We start from the raw sequence: 21,924 nt of genomic DNA, 5'->3' as shown, positions 1-21,924 counted from the left end.
CACGGTGGTTCTCCGTGCCGTACCCGAATCGTCGGGTGATGGCCTCTTCTGGTGCTTGTCTGTGGAGGTGCCCCGTGCTGGGTCCCGTGATTCTCGCCGCGTCGCGCAGCGACCGGATGCGTCGCCTGATCTCGGCGGCCCCCGTGACCAAGCAGGTCGTCGACCGCTTCATCCCGGGTGAGACGGTGTCCGACATCGTCCCGATCATCAAGGACCTGACGGGCCAGGGTCTTCAGCTGACGATGGACGTCGTCGGCGAGGACATCACCACCGCCGAGCAGGCCGCCCACGCCCGTGACGCCTACCTCGCGTTGATCGACCACCTCAAGGAGCTGGAGCTCGGCGAGAAGGTCGAGATGTCGGTCAAGCTGTCCATGTTCGGCCAGGCGCTGGAGGGCGGCCACGAGCTGGCGCTCGCCAACGTCCGCCCCGTCGTCGAGGCCGCCGCCGCGATCGGTACGACCGTGACGCTGGACGCCGAGGACCACACCACCCTCGACTCGATGTTCGCCATCCACGAGGAGCTGCGGAAGGACCATCCGCAGACGGGCTGTGTCATCCAGGCGTACCTGTTCCGCACCGAGGCCGACGCCAAGCGGCTCGCCGACGCCGGCAGCCGGGTCCGCCTGGTCAAGGGCGCCTACAAGGAGCCCGCCGAGGTCGCCTACCAGCAGAAGCACGAGATCGACAAGGCCTACGTGCGCATCCTGAAGACGCTGATGGACGGCGAGGGCTACCCGATGATCGGGTCCCACGACCCGCGCCTGATCTCCATCGCGCAGGAGCTCGCCCACAAGGCCGGTCGTAAGCTCGACGAGTACGAGTTCCAGATGCTGTACGGCATCCGCGGCGACGAGCACCTGCGGCTGGCCGCGGAGGGCCACCGGATGCGCGTCTACACGGCGTACGGCACCGACTGGTACGGCTACTTCATGCGCCGTCTGGCGGAGAAGCCGGCGAACCTGCGCTTCTTCCTGAGGAGCATGGTCAGCAAGGGCTGAGCCCACCCACCCGCTCACGTACAAGGAGTTCGGATCTCATGGACGCTGTGACCCAGGTCCCCACCCCCGTCAACGAGCCGGTGCACGGCTATGCCCCCGGCTCGCCCGAGCGCGCCCGCCTGGAGGCCAAGCTCAAGGAGCTGGCCGAGAACCCGGTCGAGCTGCCGATGACCATCGGCGGCGAGAAGCGCCTCGGCGGCGGCGAGCCGTTCGAGGTCGTGCAGCCGCACAACCACAAGGCCGTCCTCGGCACCGGCCGCCACGCCACCCAGCAGGACGCCCAGGACGCCATCGACGCGGCCCTGGCCGCCGCCCCGGCCTGGCGTGCGATGGCCTTCGACGACCGCGCCGCGATCATCCTGCGCGCCGCCGAGCTGCTGTCCGGCCCGTGGCGCGAGACGATCGCCGCCTCCACCATGCTCGGCCAGTCCAAGACGGCCCAGCAGGCGGAGATCGACAGCCCCTGTGAGCTGGTCGACTTCTGGCGCTTCAATGTGCACTACGCCCGCGGCATCCTCGCCGAGCAGCCCCCGGCGAACTCCCCGGGCGTGTGGAACCGCATGGACCACCGCCCGCTGGAGGGCTTCGTCTACGCGATCACGCCGTTCAACTTCTCGGCGATCGCGGCGAACCTGCCCACCGCCCCGGCCCTGATGGGCAACGTGGTGGTCTGGAAGCCGTCCCCGACCCAGACGCACGCCGCCGTGCTGCTCATGCAGCTGCTGGAGGAGGCCGGTCTGCCCAAGGGCGTCATCAACCTCGTCACCGGCGACGGTATCGAGGTCTCCAAGGTCGCCCTGGAGCACCGCGACCTGGCGGGCATCCACTTCACCGGTTCGACCAGGACCTTCCAGTACCTGTGGAAGACGGTCGGCAACAACATCGAGAAGTACCGCTCGTACCCGCGTCTGGTCGGCGAGACCGGCGGCAAGGACTTCCTGGTCGCCCACCCGAGCGCCGACCGCGCGATCCTGAAGACCGCCCTGACCCGCGGTGCCTTCGAGTACCAGGGCCAGAAGTGCAGCGCCACCTCCCGCGCGTACATCCCGGCCTCCATCTGGAACGCCGGTTTCAAGGAGGAGTTCGCGGCCGAGGTCGACCACCTCACCATGGGTGATGTGACGGACCTGTCCCACTTCATGGGCGCCGTCATCGACGACCGCTCCTTCGCCAAGAACAAGGCCGCGATCGACCGCGCCGAGGCGGACCCGGCCTGCACGATCGTCGCGGGCGGCACGTACGACGACTCGGTCGGCTACTTCGTGCGCCCGACCGTCATCGAGTGCTCCGACCCGGAGAACGAGGTCTTCACGACCGAGTACTTCGGCCCGGTGCTCGCGGTGTACGTCTACGAGGACGAGAAGTACGACGAGATGCTGACCCAGATGGAGTCGGTCTCGGACTACGCCCTCACCGGCTCGGTCATCGCGGGCGACCGCGCCGCGGCCGCGTACACGATGGAGAAGCTCCGCTTCGCCGCGGGCAACTTCTACATCAACGACAAGTCGACCGGCGCCGTGGTCGGCCAGCAGCCCTTCGGCGGCGGCCGCTCCTCCGGCACCAACGACAAGGCCGGTGCCCCCCAGAACCTGATGCGCTGGACCCTGACCCGCGCCATCAAGGAGACCCTGGTCCCGCCGACCGACTACACGTACCCGCACATGGGCTGACCCCCGGCCCGACCCGAACGACGGGCCGGGAAGCCTGACCCCCAAGCAGGCTTCCCGGCCCGTTTCCCATTTCCGGCGCGTTTCGGGGCAAATGCGTGCTGCTACGCTGGCAGCGCGTCAGTAGGCAGGCGTGTTCTGTTCCCCGGGGCCCCGGCAACTCTGGGGGGAACAAAGGGCTCTCACGAACCCGCTTACAGCGAGAGCGATGGTCAGGATGTACAGGTCACCTCAGTGGCTGCGCCGGGCAGGGTCACGGGGAGACGTATGTCCGGGAAGCAGAGCAACCGTCAGCGCACCGCCCAGATCTGCCATCAGGCAACAGGGGTGGACTATGCCCGTTGCCTGCAGTGGGCCAGGGAAGGCCGGATCTCGCGCCATCAGCCTGTGCCCGACGCGGAGAGTCCAGCACAACGGCGCTTCGAAGCCCTGCTCGCCCACACATTGACCGAACTGTTCCGCGACTGTCAGCTCGACGGTGCCGTTCTAGGTCTTCAGGGGGTGGATCCTGAAGGGGATCGCCCTGCTCTCCGCCTCCATCCCGTTATGGCCGACCGCATGGTGGAGGAACTGCTTCCTCGCTTCGATGTCTCGTACGGCGGAATCCGAGGTGTGGCAGGGCTTCGGCTGCAAGGTACTGACGGCCAATGGCTGCTGGCGGATCTGTGCAGTTCGGCGGCCGTTCGACTCATGCACGACGATCCTGACTGGCAGCCGCGGCTTCCCCGGGTCGAACGCGGCTTGACGGCCATCTGGCGGGATGCGCCGGCCCGACTTTCCAGTGTCGAGGGCAAGGAACTCGCAGAGTGGGAGGACGGCCGCCGGGGCGGTCCTCGGCTTGCCGCCCGCGACCTGCTGTTCAGCCGGATTCTGCGCAGGCCGCTGGTGATCAACGAGGCGGGGCGCTCGCATGGCTGGGCCAACACCTATACCCACCACACCGAGGACATCGTCTTCGAGTGGTGCTGTGGGGCACCCGCCGTCGAAGTTGCGAAGAAGCTGCACGACAGCGGTGTCACCGCCAAGCTGGACGGGGTGGATGTCGGGCCCTCTCCTGACCGGGAACCCCATGACGAGCGGATCGACATAGGGGAGGCATCCGTTGTGCTGAGGTGCCTCAATGCCCAGTGGTGCCAAGAACCTCGAGGTCTGGCCGCAGCGCAGAGGATCGCCGCGGCGATCCGTAGGCGGTACGCATGATGTCCTTCGAGTACGCGGGCACTGCGGTCCTGGCTCTTGCTCCTCTCATGGCGCTGGGGAAGGCTTGCCGGGACGTGCTGATCGTGCGCCAGTTGAGGAGGCTTGTCGCCGATTGCCCGGCAGAGGAACGTGTTCGGGTGTGTCTTCATCTGGCTCGGGCTCTTCATGGTCCAGCCGGGGATACGTCCAGGACCTGTCACTGTTCCATCACCCCGGCAGAGCCAGCGGGTGAGGAGAGCGTGTCCGACTGAAGACGGAGAAGGTCGGGGGCGGGCTGGGATCACGGGGGGAATGCCGCCCTTGACTTGTCACCGCCCACACGACCGGCCTCGACTCCGCCGGACTCCAACCGGCTCGCGCCCGAAAAATATGACGCTCGTCGATCCCCCTTCCGCACCAGGATCTTGCCCGTGTTCCCGCCCCGCAGCATCAGCAGGAACGCGTCCACGATCCGGTCGAAGCCGTCGACCACCGTCTCGTCCGCCGTCAGCGCGCCGCTGCCGCAGATGCGGTACGGCGAAGTCGTACAACTCGTCCTGCGCGTCGAGGTGGTCCGTACCGGGGCGTCGGCCACGTCACCGCCCCGGAGCCGGCCGCCGCGGATGCCGTACGCGCCCTGATCCGGGTGCTGCGCTCACTCGAACACGCGTCACCGCAGCTCAGAGCCGTTCGAGGGGATCAGCCGTCTCAGATAGTAGGAAGTCCGAGTAACTATGCAGACAGACGCGGGCCGCTCCCTTAGCTTGGAAGGAGCCGAACGTCTCGCTCGATCCAGCGAATGGCGGTCGTGAGCCGGGCCCCGTGCAGGCAACCCCTGCGGCCAGCGCTCCCCGCCTGCTCCGGCGTCTCGAACACCCCCCTCATCACCGTGCTCCCTTCCTGCCGAGGAGTCGATTTCCATGGCCGAGACGACCGTCCGCCGCCGCGTCCGCCACGTGCCCCGCGCCGCCGAGTCCGACCGCAAGAACGCCGCCGCCGCCCTCCAGCGCGCCCTCGACCGCCGGGACAACGGCGGCCAGACCGGCCACTGAGCCGGCCGGCGAACCTTTTCGAGCCGCGCCAGGACACGGGCCGTCCGGATATTGGACGGCCCGTGTCATCACCTGGGACGAGGAGTAGGGTGCCCGCATGTCTCGCAGCATCAATCTCGCAGTGATCCCCGGTGACGGCATCGGCCAGGAGGTCGTGGCCGAGGGTCTGAAGGTCCTCTCCGCCGTCCTTCCGCAGGATGTGAAGCTGGAGACCCAGGACTACGACTTCGGCGCCAAGCGCTACCACGCCACCGGTGAGACCCTCACCGACGCGGACCTCGCGCAGCTGAAGCGGCACGACGCCATCCTGCTCGGCGCCATCGGCGACCCGTCGGTGCCCTCCGGCGTCCTGGAGCGCGGCTTCCTGCTCAAGCTCCGCTTCGCCTTCGACCACCACGTCAACCTGCGGCCGAGCAAGCTGCTCCCGGGCGTGTCCACCCCGCTCGCCGGACAGCCGGAGATCGACTTCGTCGTCGTCCGCGAGGGCACGGAAGGCCCGTACACCGGCAACGGCGGCACCATCCGCAAGGGCACCCCGCACGAGGTCGCCACCGAGGTCTCCGTCAACACGGCCTACGGCGTCGAGCGCGTCGTCCGCGACGCCTTCGCCCGCGCCCAGGCCCGCCCGCGCAAGAAGCTAACGCTGGTCCACAAGAACAACGTGCTGACCTTCGCCGGCCATCTGTGGACCGACATCTTCAACCGGGTCGCCCAGGAGTTCCCCGAGGTCAGCACCGACTATCTGCATGTCGACGCGGCCACCATCTTCCTGGTCACCCAGCCCGAGCGCTTCGATGTGATCGTCACCGACAACCTCTTCGGCGACATCATCACCGACCTCGCCGCGGCCGTCTCCGGCGGCATCGGCGTGGCCGCCTCCGGCAACATCAACCCGGGCCGCGACTTCCCGTCCATGTTCGAGCCGGTGCACGGCTCGGCACCGGACATCGCGGGCCAGGGCAAGGCCGACCCCACCGCCACGGTCCTCTCCGTCGCCCTGCTGCTGCGCCACCTCGGATACGACACCGAGGCCGACCGCATCGACGCGGCGGTCGCCGCCGACCTCACCGAGCGCGCGGACCGGCCCGCCCGGAGCACCTCCGAGATCGGCGACGCGCTCGCCTCCCGAGTAGCCGGCTGACCCGGCGCTCCCTTCGCAAGAGGCCGCCGGGTCGCACGACCGCCCGGCGGCTTCCGCATGTCCGCGCCGGGTGAAACGATCGCCCCCGGGCCGCCACCACGACCCCTGGGCCGTAGCCCACCCGATTCCATCGGCCGGAGCCTGCGCGCGATAATCGAACGCGGAGCCGCGGTATGAGGGAAAGCTCGGACGTCCGAGCACCGGTCGCCAGCCGGTGTCAGGTGTGAGCGCGGCCCGTCACGACAACCGGTGAAGGACAATCACTCATGACGACGCCCACGATCGAGCTCAAGCCCTCCGCCAGCCCCCTCGCCGCCGCCGAGCGCGAGGCGATCCTGGCCAATCCCGGGTTCGGCCGCCACTTCACCGACCACATGGTGACGATCCGGTGGACCGAGGGCCGCGGCTGGCACGACGCCCAGCTCGTGCCGTACGGCCCGATCTCCCTCGATCCCTCCACCCAGGTGCTGCACTACGGCCAGGAGATCTTCGAGGGGCTGAAGGCGTACCGCCAGCCCGACGGCTCGATCGCGCTGTTCCGTCCCGAGGCCAACGCCCGTCGTTTCCGCACCTCCGCCCGCCGTATGGCCATGGCCGAGCTGCCCGAGGACCTGTTCATCGCCGCCCTGGACGCGCTGCTCGTCCAGGACGCCGACTGGGTCCCGCCGCACGGCGGCGAGGCGGCCCTCTACCTGCGGCCCTTCATGATCGCCACCGAGGCGGCGCTCGGCGTGCACCCGGCCAACGAATACATGTTCCTGCTGATCGCCTCGCCCTCCGGCGCCTACTTCTCCGGTGGCGTCAAGCCGGTCACCATCTGGGTCGCCGAGGACCATGTCCGCGCCGTCCCCGGCGGCACCGGTGACGCCAAGACCGGCGGCAACTACGCCGCCTCCCTGCTCCCGCAGGCCGAGGCCGCGGCCCACGGCTGCGACCAGGTCGTCTACCTCGACGCGGTCACCCGCACCAAGGTGGAGGAGAGCGGCAGCATGAACGTCGCCTTCGTCTACGGCGACAAGATCCTCACGCCGAACCTGACCGGCTCCATCCTGGAGGGCATCACCCGCGACTCCCTCCTCCAGGTCGCCCGCGACCTCGGCTACCAGGCCGAGGAGGGTGTGATCACCCTGGAGCAGTGGCGCGCGGACGCGGCCTCCGGCGCACTGACCGAGGTGTTCGCCTGCGGCACCGCGGCCGTGGTCACCCCGATCGGCCATGTGAAGACCAAGTCCGACGAGTGGACCCACGGGGACGGCGCCCCCGGCGAGGTCACCATGCGCCTGCGCGAGGCCCTGCTGGGCGTCCAGCGGGGCATGACCGAGGACAAGCACGGCTGGATGCACAAGATCGGCTGACGGCCGGATCCCTTCGCGCAGGGCCGCCGCGGATCCCCTTCGGGGGGTCGCGGCGGCCCTGCGCGTTTTTGGAGCGGTGTTCGATCCATCACGTGTGCGCGTTGTCGTCCCGCCCTTCTCTTCCTCGGATCCTCCGTTTAGAGTGCTGTTCTAAAGGTTAGAGCGACGCTCTAAAGGTGGACGAGCGCTCTCCAGGGTTGACGAGAAGGAGGTCCCGCGCCGTGCGACTGACCCCCACGGAACGCGACCGGCTGCTGCTCTTCGGCGCCGCCGAGCTGGCCCGCGCCCGCCGCGCCCGCGGCCTTCGGCTGAACGTCCCGGAGGCGACCGCGCTGATCGCGGACACCGTCTGCGAGGCCGCCCGGGACGGCAGACGCCTCGCGGAGGCCGTCGAGGCGGCGCGGAGCGTGCTCGGGCCCGAGGACGTGCTGCCCGGGGTCGCCGACGTGGTGACCGAGGTGATGGTCGAGGCCGTCTTCGACGACGGCTCCCGGCTCGCGGTGGTCTCCGACCCCCTCGGCGGCGGCCTGGGCCCGGACGCCCCCGGCGCGCTGCTGCCCGGCCCCGCGCACGCCGACCCCGAACCGGTGCTCCGGCTCACCGTCACCAACACCGCGACCGTGCCGATCTCCGTCACCTCCCACTTCCACTTCTTCGAGGCCAACCCGCGCCTCGACTTCGACCGCGCGGCCGCCTACGGCATGCGGCTCGCCGTACCCGCCGGATCCTCCGTGCGCTTCGGGCCGGGCGAGAGCGAGGAGGTCGGCCTGGTGCCGATCGGCGGCGAGCGGATCGCGATCGGCTTCGCCGGGCTGGTCGACGGGCCGCTGGACGCGCCGGGCGCCCGGACCGAGGCGCTGCGCAGGGCCGCGGCCTGCGGATATCTGGGGGTCAGCAGCGACGAGGGCGACCTCAGCGACGAGGGGAAGGGGCAGCACCGATGAGCCGTTCCAAGGGGCGCGAGGTCAGCCGGGCGATCCATGTCGACCCGGGCGCGTACGCCGCCACCCATGGCCCCCGCGCGGGCGACCGCGTCCGCCTCGGCGACTCGGGCCTGACCATCCGGGTGGAGTCCGACGCGCAGCGCTACGGCGACGAGTTCCTCGCCGGGTTCGGCAAGACGGCCCGTGACGGACTGCACCTCAAGGCCGCCGCCGTGCGCGAGACCTGCGACGTCGTGATCAGCAACGTCGTGGTGATCGACGCGGTGCAGGGCATCCGCAAGGTGTCCATCGGCATCCGCGAGGGCCGCGTCAGCGCGATCGGCCGCGCGGGCAACCCGGACACCCTCGACGGCGTGGACGTGGTGGTCGGCACCGGCACCTCGATCGTCTCCGGCGAGGGCCTGATCGCCACCGCCGGCGCCGTCGACACCCATGTCCATCTGCTGTCGCCGCGCATCATGGAGGCATCCCTCGCCTCCGGCGTGACCACCGTCATCGGGCAGGAGTTCGGCCCGGTGTGGGGCGTCGGCGTCAACTCCCCCTGGGCGCTGCGCCACGCCTTCGGCGCCTTCGACGCCTGGCCGGTCAACATCGGCTTCCTGGGCCGGGGTTCGTCCTCGCACCCGGCCCCGCTGATCGAGGCGCTGGCCGAGGGCGGCGCGAGCGGCTTCAAGGTGCACGAGGACATGGGCGCCCACACCCGGGCTCTGGACACCGCGCTGCGGGTCGCCGAGGAACACGACGTGCAGGTCGCCCTGCACAGCGACGGGTTGAACGAGTGCCTCTCGGTCGAGGACACCCTCAGGGTGCTGGAGGGCCGCACCATCCACGCCTTCCACATCGAGGGCTGCGGCGGCGGACACGTCCCCAACGTGCTGAAGATGGCCGGGGTACCGAACGTCATCGGCTCCTCCACCAACCCCACCCTGCCCTTCGGCCGGGACGCGGTCGCCGAGCACTACGGCATGATCGTCTCCGTCCACGACCTCAAGCCCGAGCTGCCCGGCGACGCGGCCATGGCCCGCGACCGCATCCGGGCCGGCACCATGGGCGCCGAGGACGTGCTGCACGACCTGGGCGCGATCGGCATCACCTCCTCCGACGCCCAGGGCATGGGCCGCGCGGGCGAGACGGTACGGCGCACCTTCGCCATGGCCGGCAAGATGAAGTCCGAGCTGGGCCCGCTGGAGGGCGACGGTGAGGGCGACGACAACGCCCGGGTGCTGCGCTACATGGCCAAGCTGACCATCAACCCCGCGATCGCGCACGGCCTTTCGCACGAGGTCGGCTCCATCGAGGTCGGCAAGCTCGCGGACATCGTGCTCTGGCGCCCCGAGTACTTCGGCGCCAAGCCGCAGCTCGTCCTCAAGTCGGGCTTCCCCGCGTACGGCGTCGTCGGCGACCCCAACGCGGCCACCGACACCTGCGAACCCCTCGTCCTGGGACCGCAGTTCGGGGCGTACGGCGCGACGGCGGCCGACCTGTCGGTCGCGTTCGTCGCACAGGCGGCCGTGGACCAGGGCAACGACACCATGCCGACCCGCCGCCGCCGGGTCGCGGTGCGCGGCACCCGGGGCATCGGCCCCGCCGACCTGCGGCTGAACGCCCGTACCGGAGCCGTCGACGTCGATCAGCGCACCGGCCTGGTCACCCTCGACGGCGACCCGCTGCGCTCGGAACCGGCCGACTCGGTCTCCCTCAACCGCCTCTACTTCCTGTGAACGTGGCCCCCCTCCTGTGAACCCCGGAACGGACCCCCAGATGAGCACCCCTGCCGCCGACGGCTTCCGCATGCCCGCCGAGTGGACCCCGCACGAGCGCACCTGGATGGCGTGGCCGGGCCCCAACCCCACCTTCGACGACGCCGAGGACCTCGCCGCCTCCCGGCACGCCTGGGCCTCGGTCGCCCGTGCCGTGCGCCGCTTCGAACCGGTGACCGTGGTCTGCGGCCCCGGCGCGGCGGCCGGGGCGCGGGAGCTGCTCGGGCCGGACATCGACCTGGTGGAGCGCGAGCTGGACGACGCCTGGATGCGCGACATCGGCCCCACCTTCCTGACCGACGCCGAGGGTGAACTGGCCGCCGTGGACTGGACGTTCAACGGCTGGGGCGCCCAGGACTGGGCCCGCTGGGAGCACGACGCGAAGATCGGCGGCCACGTCGCCGACCTCGCGGGCGCGAAGACGTACACCTCGACGCTGGTCAACGAGGGCGGCGGCATCCATGTCGACGGCCAGGGCACGGTGCTGCTCACCGAGACCGTGCAGCTCGGCCCCGAGCGCAACCCGCACTGGACGCGGGAGCGGGTCGAGGCGGAGATCCACGCCCACCTCGGTACCAGCAAGGCCATCTGGCTGCCGCGCGGCCTGACCGCCGACTACCCCCCGTACGGCTACGGCACCCTCGGCCACGTCGACATCGTCGCCGCCTTCGCCCGCCCCGGCGTCGTCCTCGCCCACCACCAGCCGGACCCCGCGCACCCCGACCACGAGATCAGCAAGGAGATCATCGGCCTCCTCAGGTCCTCGACCGACGCCCATGGCCGCCCCCTGGAGGTCGTGGAGGTCCCCGCGCCGACCGTCCTGGAGGCCGACGGCCACTGGGCCGACTACTCGTACATCAACCATTACCTCTGCAACGACGGCGTCGTCCTGTGCGCCTTCGACGACCCCCGCGACGAGACGGCCGCCGCCATCTTCCGCCGCCTCTTCCCCGACCGCACCGTCACCCTGGTCGACGCCCGCCAGATCTTCGCGGCCGGGGGCGGCATCCACTGCATCACCCAGCAGCAGCCGCGCTCCCGCCGCTCTTGACGCTCAAGGCCGCTTCAGACCGGAGGCTGAGGACATGACCAAGCGGACGGACCGGACAGACCTCACCGCGCTGGCGGACCGGTCCTTCCGGGCCCTGGACCCACGGGAGTTCACGCCCGACCGGGCGGACGGCTTCCGCACCCCGGACGCCCTGATGGTCCCTGTCCATCACGACGCCACACGGTTCCAGGTGGGCGCCGTTCCCGAGGCCGGACGCACGCGGAGCGCCGACGGCCGGCGGTTCGCCCGGCCGGCCGTCCGGGCGGTCCGGACGCGGGGACGGCCGCCCGCGGGGGTGGGGGAGAGGCCCGCTTGGCAGCCGTCGGCGTCTCGGGTCGGGTAGAACATACGGGTGAACGTCCTGGTCTGTGCGGGCTGCGGCCACCGGCTCTGTGAGCCCGTGCGCCTGCTGGCCGAATTGCCCGAGCGCCCCCCGAACAGCGGGGCCGAGAACGCCGACGGGTCCCGGCAGGCACCCTCCACCGTGCCGCGCGGGACCTGCGCGGTGGACCCCGAGCCGTCGGGGGCGCCGTTCGTGCCGCACCCGGACCCCGAGTGGGCCGGGGGCGCGGTGCCCGGCGTCTGCGTCGCGGACCCGGAAGGGCCGGGCTTCCTGATGTCCGCCGGGCCCCGGGACACCCTGGTCGTCCACCCCGAGGACACCCGCGGCCACCTCCTGGGCGACGACGACTGCCTGGACTCCGGCTGCTGCGGACCCACCGGGCAGCAGGGGCCCAACTTCCTGTGCCCGGGCTGCCGGACCCCGGTGGCGACGCTGTTCGCCGAGTGCTACGGGCCGTACGAGACCCACTTCCTGCCCGCCGCCGTACGGCTGGTGTCCGCATGAGCGAGCCTTCCGCGCCGCGCCGGCGCACCCCCGCCCCGCCCCGCGAGGAACTGCTCGCCGCGGCCATGGGCATGATCGCCGAACGCGGTCTGGAGAAGCTCACCATGGCGGCGCTCGGCCGCGAGGTCGGGATGAGCAGCGGGCACCTCCTGTACTACTTCCGCTCCAAGGACGAACTGCTGCTCCAGACCCTGGAGTGGAGCGAGGGCCGTCTCGGCGCGGCGCGCGGCCGGCTGCTCGCGGGAGCGGGCTCGGCGCGGGAACGGCTGGACGCGTACGTCGACCTGTACGTCCCCGACGGCCACCGCGACCCGCACTGGACCCTGTGGCTGGAGGTCTGGAACCGCTCCCAGAACGCCGACGACGACGCACGCGCCCGCCAGTCCGCGATCGAGGGCGCATGGCACCGGGACCTCGTCGCCCTGATCGCGGAAGGCGTCTCGCGGGGGGAGTTCAGGGGAGTGGACGCCGACCGCTTCGCCACGAGGACGCGTGCGCTGCTCGACGGGTTCTCGATCCATGTCGCCATCGGGCTGCGGGGGGTTTCCCGGGAGCAAGTGCTCGCGCATGTGGGGGAGTTCATCGAGGACGGTTTGGTCGCCCCGTCGCCGTAGGTTCCCGGGTGGTGCGGCGGGTGCGGGTGCGTCGTGGTCGCTCGCGCAGTTCCCCGCGCTCCTGTGGGGCGCATCGTCTGTTCGACTCCCGGGCAGGTAAGGGCCCATGGAGATCCACCACTGGAAGAAGATCTGGGTCGGCTCGGCGGGGAACATGGTCGAGTGGTTCGACTGGTTCGTGTACGCCAGCTTCGCCACCTATTTCGCCGGGGCGTTCTTCCCGAGTGGGAACCCCACCGCGCAGCTGATGAACACCGCCGGCATCTTCGCCGTCGGGTTCTTCATGCGGCCCGTCGGCGGGTGGCTGCTGGGGCGGGTCGGTGACCGCAGGGGGCGCAAGGCGGCGCTGACGCTGACCGTCACGCTGATGTCGGCCTCGGCGGTGCTGATCGCCGTCGCGCCCACGTACGCGGTCGCCGGGTACGGCGGCGCCCTCGTGCTGCTCGTCGCCCGGCTGCTCCAGGGGCTGTCGGTGGGCGGCGAGTACGCGGCCAGCGCCACCTATCTCACCGAGGCCACCGACCCGAAGAGGCGCGGCCTCGCCTCCAGCTTCCAGTACGTGTCCATGACCATCGGCCAGATCGTCGGCCTCGGCCTCCAGATCATCCTCCAGCGCACCATGTCCGACTCCGCCCTGCACAGCTACGGCTGGCGCATCCCCTTCGTCGTCGGCGCCCTCGGCGCGGCCGTCGTCTTCTTTTTGCGCCGCACCATGCCGGAGAGCGAGGTCTACGACGAGGACGCCTCGGCCGCCGAGGAGCGCGGCACGCTGCGCGCCCTGTGGCGGCACCGGCGCGAGGCGTTCCTCGTCATCGCGCTCACCATGGGCGGCACGGTCGCGTACTACACGTACACCACCTATCTGACCAAGTACCTCTCCAACTCGGCGGGCCTGTCCAAGGACACCGCGACCCTGGTCTCCTTCACCGCGCTGATCGTCTTCGCCGGGCTCCAGCCGTTCGCCGGGGCCCTGTCCGACCGGATCGGGCGCCGGCCGCTGCTGATCACCTTCGCGGTCGGCTCCACCGTCCTGACCGTGCCGATCATGACTCTGCTCAAGCACGCCGGCGGCTACTGGCCCGCGCTCGGCCTCTCCCTGCTCGCGCTGGTGATCGTCACCGGCTACACCTCGATCAACGCCTGTGTGAAGGCCGAGCTGTTCCCGACAGGTGTCCGCTCCTTGGGCGTCGCCCTCCCGTACGCCCTCGCCAACGCCCTCTTCGGCGGCACGGCCGAATACATCGCCCTGTGGTTCAAGAAGGCCGGGATCGAGTCCGGCTTCTTCTGGTATGTGGCGGGCTGTGCGGCCGTATCGCTCATCGTGTACGTCACTATGCGGGAGACGAAGGACCAGGATCTGACCGGGACGATGGGGGCCAGTGGAGTGGAGGGGTCCCGCGTGACGACCGCATCCTGAGACGGACGGTGAGCCGGGGGCGGTGCTGTGCCAGACTTCCCCCGTGCTTACGTTCGCCACGATTATTGGCAGCAGGCGCGCCGGTCCGCAGTGACCATCTCGTACGACCAGGTACGGGTGGCCACCGTTCGTCCTCGACCCGCGCGCAGACCTCTCGCATCCGCGAGGGGTTTTTTCGTTTTACGGCCCACCTTCAGCCGTGAACCGAGCGCGGGGGAGTATTGGGGGGACGGTGGAGCCGGTCATTCCGGTAAGACCGAAGATCCACAACAGGAGCCTTGAGACCATGACCGAGACGGCAACCAGCGCGCTCGACGACTCGTTCCACGTCTTCGACACCACGCTGCGCGACGGCGCGCAGCGCGAGGGCATCAACCTCACCGTCGCGGACAAGCTCGCCATCGCCCGGCACCTGGACGACTTCGGCGTCGGCTTCATCGAGGGCGGCTGGCCCGGCGCCAACCCCCGCGACACCGAGTTCTTCGCCCGCGCCAAGGACGAGATCGAGTTCCGTACCGCCCGGCTGGTCGCCTTCGGCGCCACCCGCCGCGCCGGTGCCAAGGCGGCCGACGATCCGCAGGTCAGGGCGCTGCTGGAGTCCGGCGCCCCGGTGATCACGCTGGTCGCCAAGGCGCACGACCGGCATGTGGAGATGGCGCTGCGCACCACGCTGGACGAGAACCTGGAGATGGTCCGCGACACCGTCGCCCACCTGCGCGAGCAGGGCCGCCGGGTCTTCGTGGACTGCGAGCACTTCTTCGACGGCTACCGCGCGAACCCCGAGTACGCCAAGGCCGTCGTGCGCGCCGCCTCCGAGGCCGGGGCCGATGTGGTGGTGCTGTGTGACACGAACGGCGGCATGCTGCCCGCCCAGGTGCACGCCGTCGTCGCCACCGTGCTCGCCGACACCGGCGCCCGGCTCGGCATCCACGCCCAGGACGACACCGGCTGCGCGGTCGCCAACACGCTGGCCGCGGTCGACGGCGGTGCCACGCATGTGCAGTGCACGGCCAACGGCTACGGCGAGCGGGTCGGCAACGCGAACCTGTTCCCGGTGGTGGCCGCCCTGGAGCTGAAGTACGGCAAGCAGGTGCTGCCCGAGGGCCGGCTGCGGGAGATGACCCGGATCTCGCACGCCATCGCCGAGGTCGTCAACCTCACGCCCTCCACCCACCAGCCGTACGTGGGTGTCTCCGCGTTCGCGCACAAGGCCGGGCTGCACGCCTCCGCGATCAAGGTCGACCCGGACCTGTACCAGCACATCGATCCCGCGCGGGTCGGCAACTCCATGCGGATGCTGGTCTCCGACATGGCGGGCCGCGCCTCCGTCGAGCTCAAGGGCAAGGAGCTCGGCGTCGACCTCGGCGGCGACCGCGAGCTGATCGGGCGGGTGGTGGCCCGGGTCAAGGAGCGCGAGCTCAAGGGCTACACCTACGAAGCCGCCGACGCCTCCTTCGAGCTGCTGCTGCGCGGCGAGGTGGAGGGCAGGGCGCTCAAGTACTTCGACGTCGAGTCCTGGCGGGCGATCGCCGAGGACCGGCCCGACGGCAGCCACGCCAACGAGGCCACGGTCAAGCTGTGGGCCAAGAGCGAGCGCATCGTGGCCACCGCCGAGGGCAACGGTCCGGTCAACGCCCTCGACCGCGCCCTGCGGGTCGCCCTGGAGAAGATCTACCCCCAGCTCGCCGCCCTCGAACTGGTCGACTACCGCGTCCGCATCCTGGAAGGCCGCCACGGCACCTCCAGCACCACCCGCGTCCTCATCTCCACCTCCGACGCCACCGGCGAATGGTCCACGGTGGGCGTCGCGGAGAACGTCATCGCCGCCTCCTGGCAGGCCCTGGAGGACGCGTACACGTACGGCCTGCTGCGCGCGGGCGTCGAACCGGCGTAGCGCTCCGCGGGTACGAGGACCGGGGCGCCCCGCCTCGCGGGGTCCGGGGCGCCTCCCCTCCGGGCATCTGCGGCACGCCCCGCGCTCAGGGCGCCCGCCAGATGTTGTCGAAAGCGGCGTTCTCGATGCGGCGGCGTTCGCGGACCGCCGTCAGTTCGGTGATCGCGTCGCCGACGGTGGCGAGGATGGTGAGGACCGCGTCGTCGGCGTTCTCGTTGCCGTCCGTGCGGTCCTCGCCGATGCCCAGGGGGACGGCGAGGGCGGTCAGGACCGGCTCGTGGGACCACCAGCGGTCGGCGGCGTGGCGGCGGGCGGGGGTGTCGGGCCGCGGGGCGTCCCCGCCGAGCCGGGGCAGCAGGCGCCGGCGTTCCCCGGTGAGCTGACCGGCCCGGTCCAGGTCGTCCTGGTAGGCGGCGGCGAGCCCGCGGCCCCGGCGCCACAGCCAGTCCTCGACGCTCTCGTACGGCTCCGCGCGCACCAGCGCCGCGCCCGCCTCGTCCAGCATCCGGTCACCCGTGCTCAGCTCCGCCCCCGGCACGATGCGCTCGCCGTCCAGGGTGAGCGCCCGCGTCCCGAGCAGATCGATCAGCTCGGCCCCCGCGAGGGCCAGCGACAGATCGCCCTGCTCGACGGCGCGCGCGCCGGGGACGTCCACGCTGACGAGGAACAGGTCCTGCGGTGTGGTCATGAAGGGCTCCAGGTCGCCGGGGCGGCAGGGCGTCACACGCGGCCCGGGTCGTGCGGACGGGACTCCGGCGGGGTGACGGTGAGACCCGTCCGGGACCGCGACGGCAGCGTACCGAGCACCTTCTCACGCGGCTCCGCCTCGTCGTCGGCACGCCACACGCCGATGCCGCGCGTCTCGCCGCCCGGGGGACGACCGACTCCTCATCGTCCCCCGGCCGGCTCCGGGCCGCTCGTCACCGGAGCTGCCACTTCTGGTTGGCGGCGCCCGTGCAGGTCCAGATCTGCGCGCGGGCCCCGTTCGCCGAGGAGTTGTCGGTGACGTCCAGGCACTTGTTCGCGGCGAGGTTCACCACGTCATGGGTGGAAGCGTTGTACGACCACTGCTGGGCGCCGGTCCCGTTGCAGTCGTAGAGCTGGACCTTCGCCCCGTCGGCCGTCGAGCCCGAGGTGACGTCCAGGCACTTGCCGAGCGCCCGCACGGAGCCGTCGGGCTGCACGGTCCACTGCTGGGCGGCGCTGGCGTTGCAGTCGTAGAGCTGTACGGCCGTACCGTCGGCGCTCGACGCCCCGGCCACGTCCAGGCACTTGCCGGCCAGGCCCACGAGGGCGCCGCCCGTGGCGCCGCCGCCGGACTGGGTGCCGGACCAGGTGAAGGTCGCGGAGGTCTTGCCGGGCAGCGAGTAAGTGGCGTGCTGCGCACCCCAATCGATGGTCACCGACCGGGCGGCGGAGGAGCCGTTGTAGGCGATCAGTGCCTTGCTGCCGTCCGGGTTGCGCCAGGCCACGTTGGGCACCGTGGTGGACGCGGTGGAGGCGATCCGCTGCGCGCCGGGCCGGACGAACTTGGTCAGCTGCCCCATGTCGTAGTACTCGACGGTGTAGTCCACGCTCCCGCTCCCGCTGTCCCCGTCGTGCACGGTGACCAGGCCGGTGCAGGTGCCGCAACCGCCGTTGTGCGGGCCCATGTTCTGGTCCACGGCCAGCGACCACTTGGTCACCGACTTCGCCCAGTTGCGGGTGTAGTCGATGATGTTCGACATGTCCTCGTGCTGCTGGTCCGCGATCCAGGTGCCCCCGGAGTGCTCGGTGCCGAAGGCGTCCAGCGAGGGGTACTTGGCGTGGATCGTGCTCTGCTCGGAGACGTCACCGCCGTAGCCGTGCCAGGCGATCCCGCCGAAGTTGGGGTGGTCGCGGATCGCCGGATCGTCCACGGACTGCGCGGCGTAGGAGTCGTAGCTGTCCCAATTCCAGTCGTGCGCCAGCACCTTGGTGCTCAGGCCCGCCGACTGGAGCTGCGGCAGCAGGTCGTTCTTGAGGAAGTAGGCCAGACCGCTCGCGTTCCAGCTCATCGACGGGTAGCCGGAGCAGCAGGTCGGCTCGTTCTGCGGGGTCACGTACGAGACGTCGATGCCCTGATCCCGGTACGCCTGGAGGTACTTGACGAAGTAGGACGCGTAGGCGCCGTAGTCCTCCGCCTTCAGCCAGCCCCCGTTGAGCGAGCCGCTGTCCTTCATCCAGGCCGGGGCCGTCCACGGCGAGGCCATCACGGTCAGCGAGGGGTTCAGCTGGAGCGCCTGCCTGGTGAGCGGCGCGACGTCCGCGAGGTCGTGCGCGATCGAGAACTTGCTCAGGCCCGGGTCGGTCTGCCCGGACGGCACGTCGTCGTACGTGTAGCCGTAGCGGGCGAGGTCCGAGGCGCCCATCGGGTTGCGCAGGAAGGACAGCCCGATGCCGTCCGTCGGCGAGAACAGCTTGCGCATCGTCGCGTCCCGGGTCGCCTGGGACAGGGCGCCGCTGCTGTTGAGCAGCCAGGCCGCGGTGTCGGTGAAGGAGGCACCGGCCCCGGTGAAGGTCTGGTACCGGGTGTTCTCGTCCACGGTGATATTGGTGCCGCCCCCGCCCGGACCGGACTGGAAGGCGAACGGCGCCTGGGCCTGAAGGCCGCGTACGACATGGCGGCCGGCGGAGTCGTCGGTGGTGGTGAGCCACGCGGTGACCTGCTCACCGGCGGCATGGGCGGGGGGTACGGCCGCGGTGAATCCGGCGGCGGAGAGCAGCCCGGCCAGCAGCAGCCGGAGTGCGCGGGGGGATCTCCTCATGGTGCGTCGCCCTTCCTCTCGGGTCGACAGAGCGGGGATGAGCGGGGCGGGGCAACTGACGTGCGGTCTTGACGAGTTGGGGAGGCGTCAGTTAACTCACGCCGTGAGCTAAGCCATGAGTGAACCATGAGAGCCGAGGGAAGGTCCATGCCAAGGCCAAGAACCGCCCTGCTCGTCCCCGGGGCACTGCTCGCCGCCCTGCTGCCCCTGTCCGCCGCGGCGCAGGCCGCCGCCGATCCGCCGCCGGTGCCCGTCGACCGCTTCGAGGGCGAGGTGCCCTTCGCGTCCCAGCCCGCCGACGGCATCTTCACCTGGGGCGGCGACAGCGACGACCCGCCCACGCTGAGCCTCGCCGACCGCGCCGACGCCCCCGAGGGCGCCAAGGTGCTCACCGGCAGCTACGACATCAGCGGTTACGGCGGCTTCACCCATGACTTCGCCGCGGACCAGCCCGCCCACGACTGGTCCGCCCACCAGGGCATCCGCTTCTGGTGGGAGGGGCACGACAACGGCAAGAAGATCGCCTTCGAGATCAAGGACGGCGGCGCGAACGGCGAGGCGTCCGAGCTGTGGACGACGTCGTTCACCGACGACTTCACCGGCTGGAAGCAGATCCGGATCCCGTTCGGCGACTTCACCTACCGCACCGACTACCAGCCGGTCGGCGGCATCGACCACATCCTCGGGCTGACCCGGATGTGGGGGTACGCCGTCACACTGCCCGCCGGCACCAAGGGCGAATTCGCCATGGACGACGTGGAGTTGTACGGCAAGGCCGACCAGGCGCTGCACGCCTCCGTCGCCACCGACGCCTCCGTCTACCCGGTGACCGAGGGCGGCACCGCCAAGGTGAGGGTCACCCTCGCCACCACCGGCGCGCGGCCCGTGGACGACCCGGTGACCGTCACCTACGCCACCGGCGCCGGCACCGCCACCGCGGGCCGGGACTACACCCCGGTCTCCGGCACCCTCACCTTCCCGGCGGGCACACCGTCCGGCAGCACGCGGACCATCGAGGTGCCCACCCGCAAGGACAAGGCCGCCGAGTCCGCCGAGACCATCCCGCTGGGGCTCACCGTCGACGGCGCCAAGGCCCCCGCCGAGACCCCGCAGGTCGTCATCGACGCCCACGGACTGCCGTACCTGAACACCACGTTGCCGGTGAGGAAGCGGGTCGCCGATCTGCTGTCCCGGATGTCGCTCGCCGAGAAGGCCGGGCAGATGACCCAGGCCGAACGCGCGGGCCTGACCACCCCGGGCGACATCGCCTCGTACGGCCTCGGTTCCCTGCTGTCCGGCGGCGGCTCCACCCCCACGCCCAACACCGCCGAGGGCTGGGCGCGGATGATCGACGGCTTCCAGCTCCAGGCACAGGCGACGCGGTTCCAGATCCCGCTGATCTACGGCGTGGACGCGGTGCACGGCCACAACAACCTCTACGGCGCCACCGTCATGCCGCACAACATCGGCATCGGCGCCACCAGGGACCCCCAACTGGCCGAGCGGACCGGCGCGGTGACCGCCGCCGAGGTGCGCGCCACCGGCGTCCCCTGGGACTTCGCGCCCTGCCTGTGCGTGAGCCGCGACGAACGCTGGGGCCGCTCCTACGAGTCCTTCGGCGAGGACCCCGCGCTCGTGGAGTCCATGGAGACGATGATCCAGGGTCTCCAAGGACGGTCGGACGGCGGTGACCTGAGCCGCGACGACAAGGTCCTCGCCACCGCCAAGCACTTCGTCGGCGACGGCGGCACCGCCTACGGCTCCTCCACCACCGGCACCTACACCATCGACCAGGGCGTCACCACCGTCACCCGGCGGCAGCTGGAGGACATCCACCTCGCGCCGTACAGGACGGCGGTGCGGCGGGGGATCGGCACCGTGATGCCGTCGTACTCCTCCCTCGACATCACCGGCGACGGCAAGGGCGCGGTCAGGATGCACGCCCGCGGCGACATGATCAACGGTGAGCTGAAGGGCAGGCTGGGCTTCGACGGCTTCGTCATCAGCGACTGGAACGCCATCGACCAGCTCCCCGGCGACTACCCCGACCACGTCCGTACGGCCGTCGACGCGGGCGTCGACATGATGATGGTGCCGTACACCTACAAGGACTTCAGCGCCACGCTGACCGACGAGGTGAAGGCGGGCCGGGTCTCCGGGGCGCGGATCGACGACGCCGTCTCCCGGATCCTCACCCAGAAGTTCGAACTGGGCCTGTTCGAGCACCCGTACGCCGACACCAGCGGCGCCGCCGCCATCGGCTCCCCGGCCCACCGCGCCGTCGCCCGCGAGGCGGCCGCCGAGTCGCAGGTGCTGCTGAAGAACGACGGCGGGCTGCTGCCGCTGAAGAAGAGCGAGAAGGTGTACGTCGCCGGGTCCGACGCCGACGACATCGGCAACCAGACCGGCGGCTGGACCCTCACCTGGCAGGGCGCCTCCGGGAACACCGTCCCCGGCACCACCGTCCTCCAGGGCATGCGGCAGGCCGGCGGCGACGTCACCTACTCCAAGGACGCCTCCGCCCCGACCGCCGGGTACGACGTCGGCGTGGTCGTCGTCGGCGAGACCCCCTACGCCGAGGGCGTCGGCGACGTCGGCAACGGCCACTCGCTCTCCCTCGGCGCGGCCGACCAGGCGGCGGTGGACAAGGTGTGCGGCGCCATGAAGTGCGTGGTGCTGATCGTCTCCGGGCGGCCCCAGCTCATCGGCGACCGGCTCGGCGAGATCGACTCCCTGGTGGCCTCCTGGCTGCCCGGCACCGAGGGCGAGGGCGTCGCCGACGTCCTCTACGGCGCCCGCCCCTTCACCGGACAGCTCCCCGTCACCTGGCCGAAGTCCGAGGCCCAGCTGCCGATCAACGTGGGCGACGCCTCGTACGACCCCCAGTTCCCCTACGGGTGGGGCCTGACCACCCGTACCGCCGTCCCGCACGGCGGCGCGGGCACCCTGGCGTCGCTGGCCGCGCGGGCGGCGACGGCGGAGCGGCGCGGGGACCGGACGACCGGCCGGTACCTGGTCACCCAGGCCCGGCTGCTGGTGCAGCAGAAGGTGGGACAGCGGATGACGGCGGCCGTGGCGAAGCCCTTCGCGGACGCCGACCATCTGCTGCTGACCGGCCACTACGGGCAGGCGCTGGCGAAGCTGGCGCAGGCGTACCGGGCCGCCTGACCGGTCCGGTCCGTCTGGAACCACCCCTTGAGGGGGGCTTCGGGTAGC

At 70.9% G+C, this 21,924-nt stretch carries 16 protein-coding genes and 1 pseudogene; 14 read left to right on the top strand and 3 right to left on the bottom strand.

The window, feature by feature from the left end:
* Positions 1 to 74 precede the first annotated feature (74 nt).
* From QHG49_RS11060 to QHG49_RS11050, 3 genes are all read left to right on the top strand, one after another.
* Complete coding sequence (locus QHG49_RS11060; protein ID WP_159705276.1) at positions 75 to 1,001, top strand: proline dehydrogenase family protein; 927 nt, start codon at positions 75 to 77, stop codon at positions 999 to 1,001.
* A gap of 38 nt (positions 1,002 to 1,039) precedes the next feature.
* Positions 1,040 to 2,671, top strand: coding sequence for an L-glutamate gamma-semialdehyde dehydrogenase (pruA, locus tag QHG49_RS11055; protein ID WP_301489149.1), 1,632 nt, complete (start codon positions 1,040 to 1,042; stop codon positions 2,669 to 2,671).
* Positions 2,672 to 2,935: 264 nt separating this feature from the next.
* The gene (locus QHG49_RS11050) at positions 2,936 to 3,868 is read left to right on the top strand and encodes a hypothetical protein (protein WP_301489147.1); all 933 of its coding nucleotides are present in this window, start codon (positions 2,936 to 2,938) and stop codon (positions 3,866 to 3,868) included.
* A gap of 391 nt (positions 3,869 to 4,259) precedes the next feature.
* Here QHG49_RS11050 and QHG49_RS11045 read toward each other — a convergent pair.
* Positions 4,260 to 4,419 (bottom strand): annotated as a pseudogene (locus QHG49_RS11045) (NADP-dependent oxidoreductase); the annotation flags it as partial.
* Positions 4,420 to 4,767: 348 nt separating this feature from the next.
* Between QHG49_RS11045 and QHG49_RS11040 the strand changes: the two are divergent.
* The 10 genes from QHG49_RS11040 (at position 4,768) to cimA (ending at position 15,922) form a co-directional block, all read left to right on the top strand.
* Positions 4,768 to 4,899 carry a hypothetical protein gene (locus tag QHG49_RS11040; protein WP_145485652.1) on the top strand — a complete coding sequence of 44 codons (132 nt, stop codon included), beginning with the start codon at positions 4,768 to 4,770 and terminating at the stop codon, positions 4,897 to 4,899.
* 97 nt (positions 4,900 to 4,996) lie between these two features.
* Positions 4,997 to 6,040 (top strand): 3-isopropylmalate dehydrogenase, encoded by a 1,044-nt coding sequence (locus tag QHG49_RS11035; protein WP_145485651.1) that lies wholly within the window; start codon positions 4,997 to 4,999, stop codon positions 6,038 to 6,040.
* A gap of 266 nt (positions 6,041 to 6,306) precedes the next feature.
* Positions 6,307 to 7,395, top strand: a complete 1,089-nt coding sequence (locus QHG49_RS11030; RefSeq protein ID WP_145485650.1) for a branched-chain amino acid aminotransferase — start codon at positions 6,307 to 6,309, stop codon at positions 7,393 to 7,395.
* A 221-nt stretch (positions 7,396 to 7,616) separates the two neighbouring features.
* Positions 7,617 to 8,339, top strand: a complete 723-nt coding sequence (ureA, locus tag QHG49_RS11025; protein WP_301489142.1) for an urease subunit gamma — start codon at positions 7,617 to 7,619, stop codon at positions 8,337 to 8,339.
* Positions 8,336 to 10,060 carry an urease subunit alpha gene (locus QHG49_RS11020; RefSeq protein ID WP_301489140.1) on the top strand — a complete coding sequence of 575 codons (1,725 nt, stop codon included), beginning with the start codon at positions 8,336 to 8,338 and terminating at the stop codon, positions 10,058 to 10,060. Before ureA ends, QHG49_RS11020 begins: the two co-directional genes overlap by 4 nt.
* 40 nt (positions 10,061 to 10,100) lie before the next feature.
* Complete coding sequence (locus tag QHG49_RS11015; RefSeq protein WP_301489138.1) at positions 10,101 to 11,150, top strand: agmatine/peptidylarginine deiminase; 1,050 nt, start codon at positions 10,101 to 10,103, stop codon at positions 11,148 to 11,150.
* Positions 11,151 to 11,502: 352 nt separating this feature from the next.
* Positions 11,503 to 11,997 (top strand): hypothetical protein, encoded by a 495-nt coding sequence (locus QHG49_RS11010; protein ID WP_159705296.1) that lies wholly within the window; start codon positions 11,503 to 11,505, stop codon positions 11,995 to 11,997.
* Positions 11,994 to 12,611 carry a TetR/AcrR family transcriptional regulator gene (locus tag QHG49_RS11005; protein ID WP_159705299.1) on the top strand — a complete coding sequence of 206 codons (618 nt, stop codon included), beginning with the start codon at positions 11,994 to 11,996 and terminating at the stop codon, positions 12,609 to 12,611. Before QHG49_RS11010 ends, QHG49_RS11005 begins: the two co-directional genes overlap by 4 nt.
* 106 nt (positions 12,612 to 12,717) lie before the next feature.
* Positions 12,718 to 14,028 carry an MFS transporter gene (locus QHG49_RS11000; protein ID WP_301489134.1) on the top strand — a complete coding sequence of 437 codons (1,311 nt, stop codon included), beginning with the start codon at positions 12,718 to 12,720 and terminating at the stop codon, positions 14,026 to 14,028.
* 286 nt (positions 14,029 to 14,314) lie between these two features.
* Positions 14,315 to 15,922 (top strand): citramalate synthase, encoded by a 1,608-nt coding sequence (cimA, locus tag QHG49_RS10995; protein WP_145485639.1) that lies wholly within the window; start codon positions 14,315 to 14,317, stop codon positions 15,920 to 15,922.
* An 85-nt stretch (positions 15,923 to 16,007) separates the two neighbouring features.
* Here cimA and QHG49_RS10990 read toward each other — a convergent pair whose 3' ends face one another.
* On the bottom strand, positions 16,008 to 16,610 hold the full coding sequence (locus QHG49_RS10990) for a GPP34 family phosphoprotein (protein ID WP_145485638.1): 603 nt from the start codon (positions 16,608 to 16,610) through the stop codon (positions 16,008 to 16,010).
* 232 nt (positions 16,611 to 16,842) lie between these two features.
* Entirely contained in the window at positions 16,843 to 18,708 is a 1,866-nt protein-coding gene (locus tag QHG49_RS10985; RefSeq protein ID WP_301489130.1) for a ricin-type beta-trefoil lectin domain protein, read from the bottom strand.
* Between the two features lie 147 nt (positions 18,709 to 18,855).
* Here QHG49_RS10985 and QHG49_RS10980 point away from each other — a divergent pair, with 147 nt between their 5' ends.
* Positions 18,856 to 21,876 (top strand): glycoside hydrolase family 3 N-terminal domain-containing protein, encoded by a 3,021-nt coding sequence (locus QHG49_RS10980; protein WP_301489128.1) that lies wholly within the window; start codon positions 18,856 to 18,858, stop codon positions 21,874 to 21,876.
* The last annotated feature ends 48 nt before the right edge of the window (positions 21,877 to 21,924 follow it).

Origin of the sequence: Streptomyces sp. WP-1, assembly GCF_030450125.1 — a bacterium.
Classification (GTDB): domain Bacteria; phylum Actinomycetota; class Actinomycetes; order Streptomycetales; family Streptomycetaceae; genus Streptomyces; species Streptomyces incarnatus.
Note: the sequence above shows the minus strand (reverse complement) of the source record. Positions and strands in the feature narration are given on the sequence as shown.

What these genes read in the sequence shown, in the direction of transcription:
- pruA (WP_301489149.1), top strand. Translation starts at nt 1,040, where the DNA reads ATGGACGCTGTGACCCAGGTCCCCACCCCCGTCAACGAGCCGGTGCAC.
- QHG49_RS11050 (WP_301489147.1), top strand. Translation starts at nt 2,936, where the DNA reads ATGTCCGGGAAGCAGAGCAACCGTCAGCGCACCGCCCAGATCTGCCAT.
- QHG49_RS11040 (WP_145485652.1), top strand. Translation starts at nt 4,768, where the DNA reads ATGGCCGAGACGACCGTCCGCCGCCGCGTCCGCCACGTGCCCCGCGCC.
- QHG49_RS11035 (WP_145485651.1), top strand. Translation starts at nt 4,997, where the DNA reads ATGTCTCGCAGCATCAATCTCGCAGTGATCCCCGGTGACGGCATCGGC.
- QHG49_RS11030 (WP_145485650.1), top strand. Translation starts at nt 6,307, where the DNA reads ATGACGACGCCCACGATCGAGCTCAAGCCCTCCGCCAGCCCCCTCGCC.
- QHG49_RS11020 (WP_301489140.1), top strand. Translation starts at nt 8,336, where the DNA reads ATGAGCCGTTCCAAGGGGCGCGAGGTCAGCCGGGCGATCCATGTCGAC.
- QHG49_RS11015 (WP_301489138.1), top strand. Translation starts at nt 10,101, where the DNA reads ATGAGCACCCCTGCCGCCGACGGCTTCCGCATGCCCGCCGAGTGGACC.
- QHG49_RS11005 (WP_159705299.1), top strand. Translation starts at nt 11,994, where the DNA reads ATGAGCGAGCCTTCCGCGCCGCGCCGGCGCACCCCCGCCCCGCCCCGC.
- QHG49_RS11000 (WP_301489134.1), top strand. Translation starts at nt 12,718, where the DNA reads ATGGAGATCCACCACTGGAAGAAGATCTGGGTCGGCTCGGCGGGGAAC.
- cimA (WP_145485639.1), top strand. Translation starts at nt 14,315, where the DNA reads ATGACCGAGACGGCAACCAGCGCGCTCGACGACTCGTTCCACGTCTTC.
- QHG49_RS10990 (WP_145485638.1), bottom strand. Translation starts at nt 16,610, where the DNA reads ATGACCACACCGCAGGACCTGTTCCTCGTCAGCGTGGACGTCCCCGGC.
- QHG49_RS10985 (WP_301489130.1), bottom strand. Translation starts at nt 18,708, where the DNA reads ATGAGGAGATCCCCCCGCGCACTCCGGCTGCTGCTGGCCGGGCTGCTC.
- QHG49_RS10980 (WP_301489128.1), top strand. Translation starts at nt 18,856, where the DNA reads ATGCCAAGGCCAAGAACCGCCCTGCTCGTCCCCGGGGCACTGCTCGCC.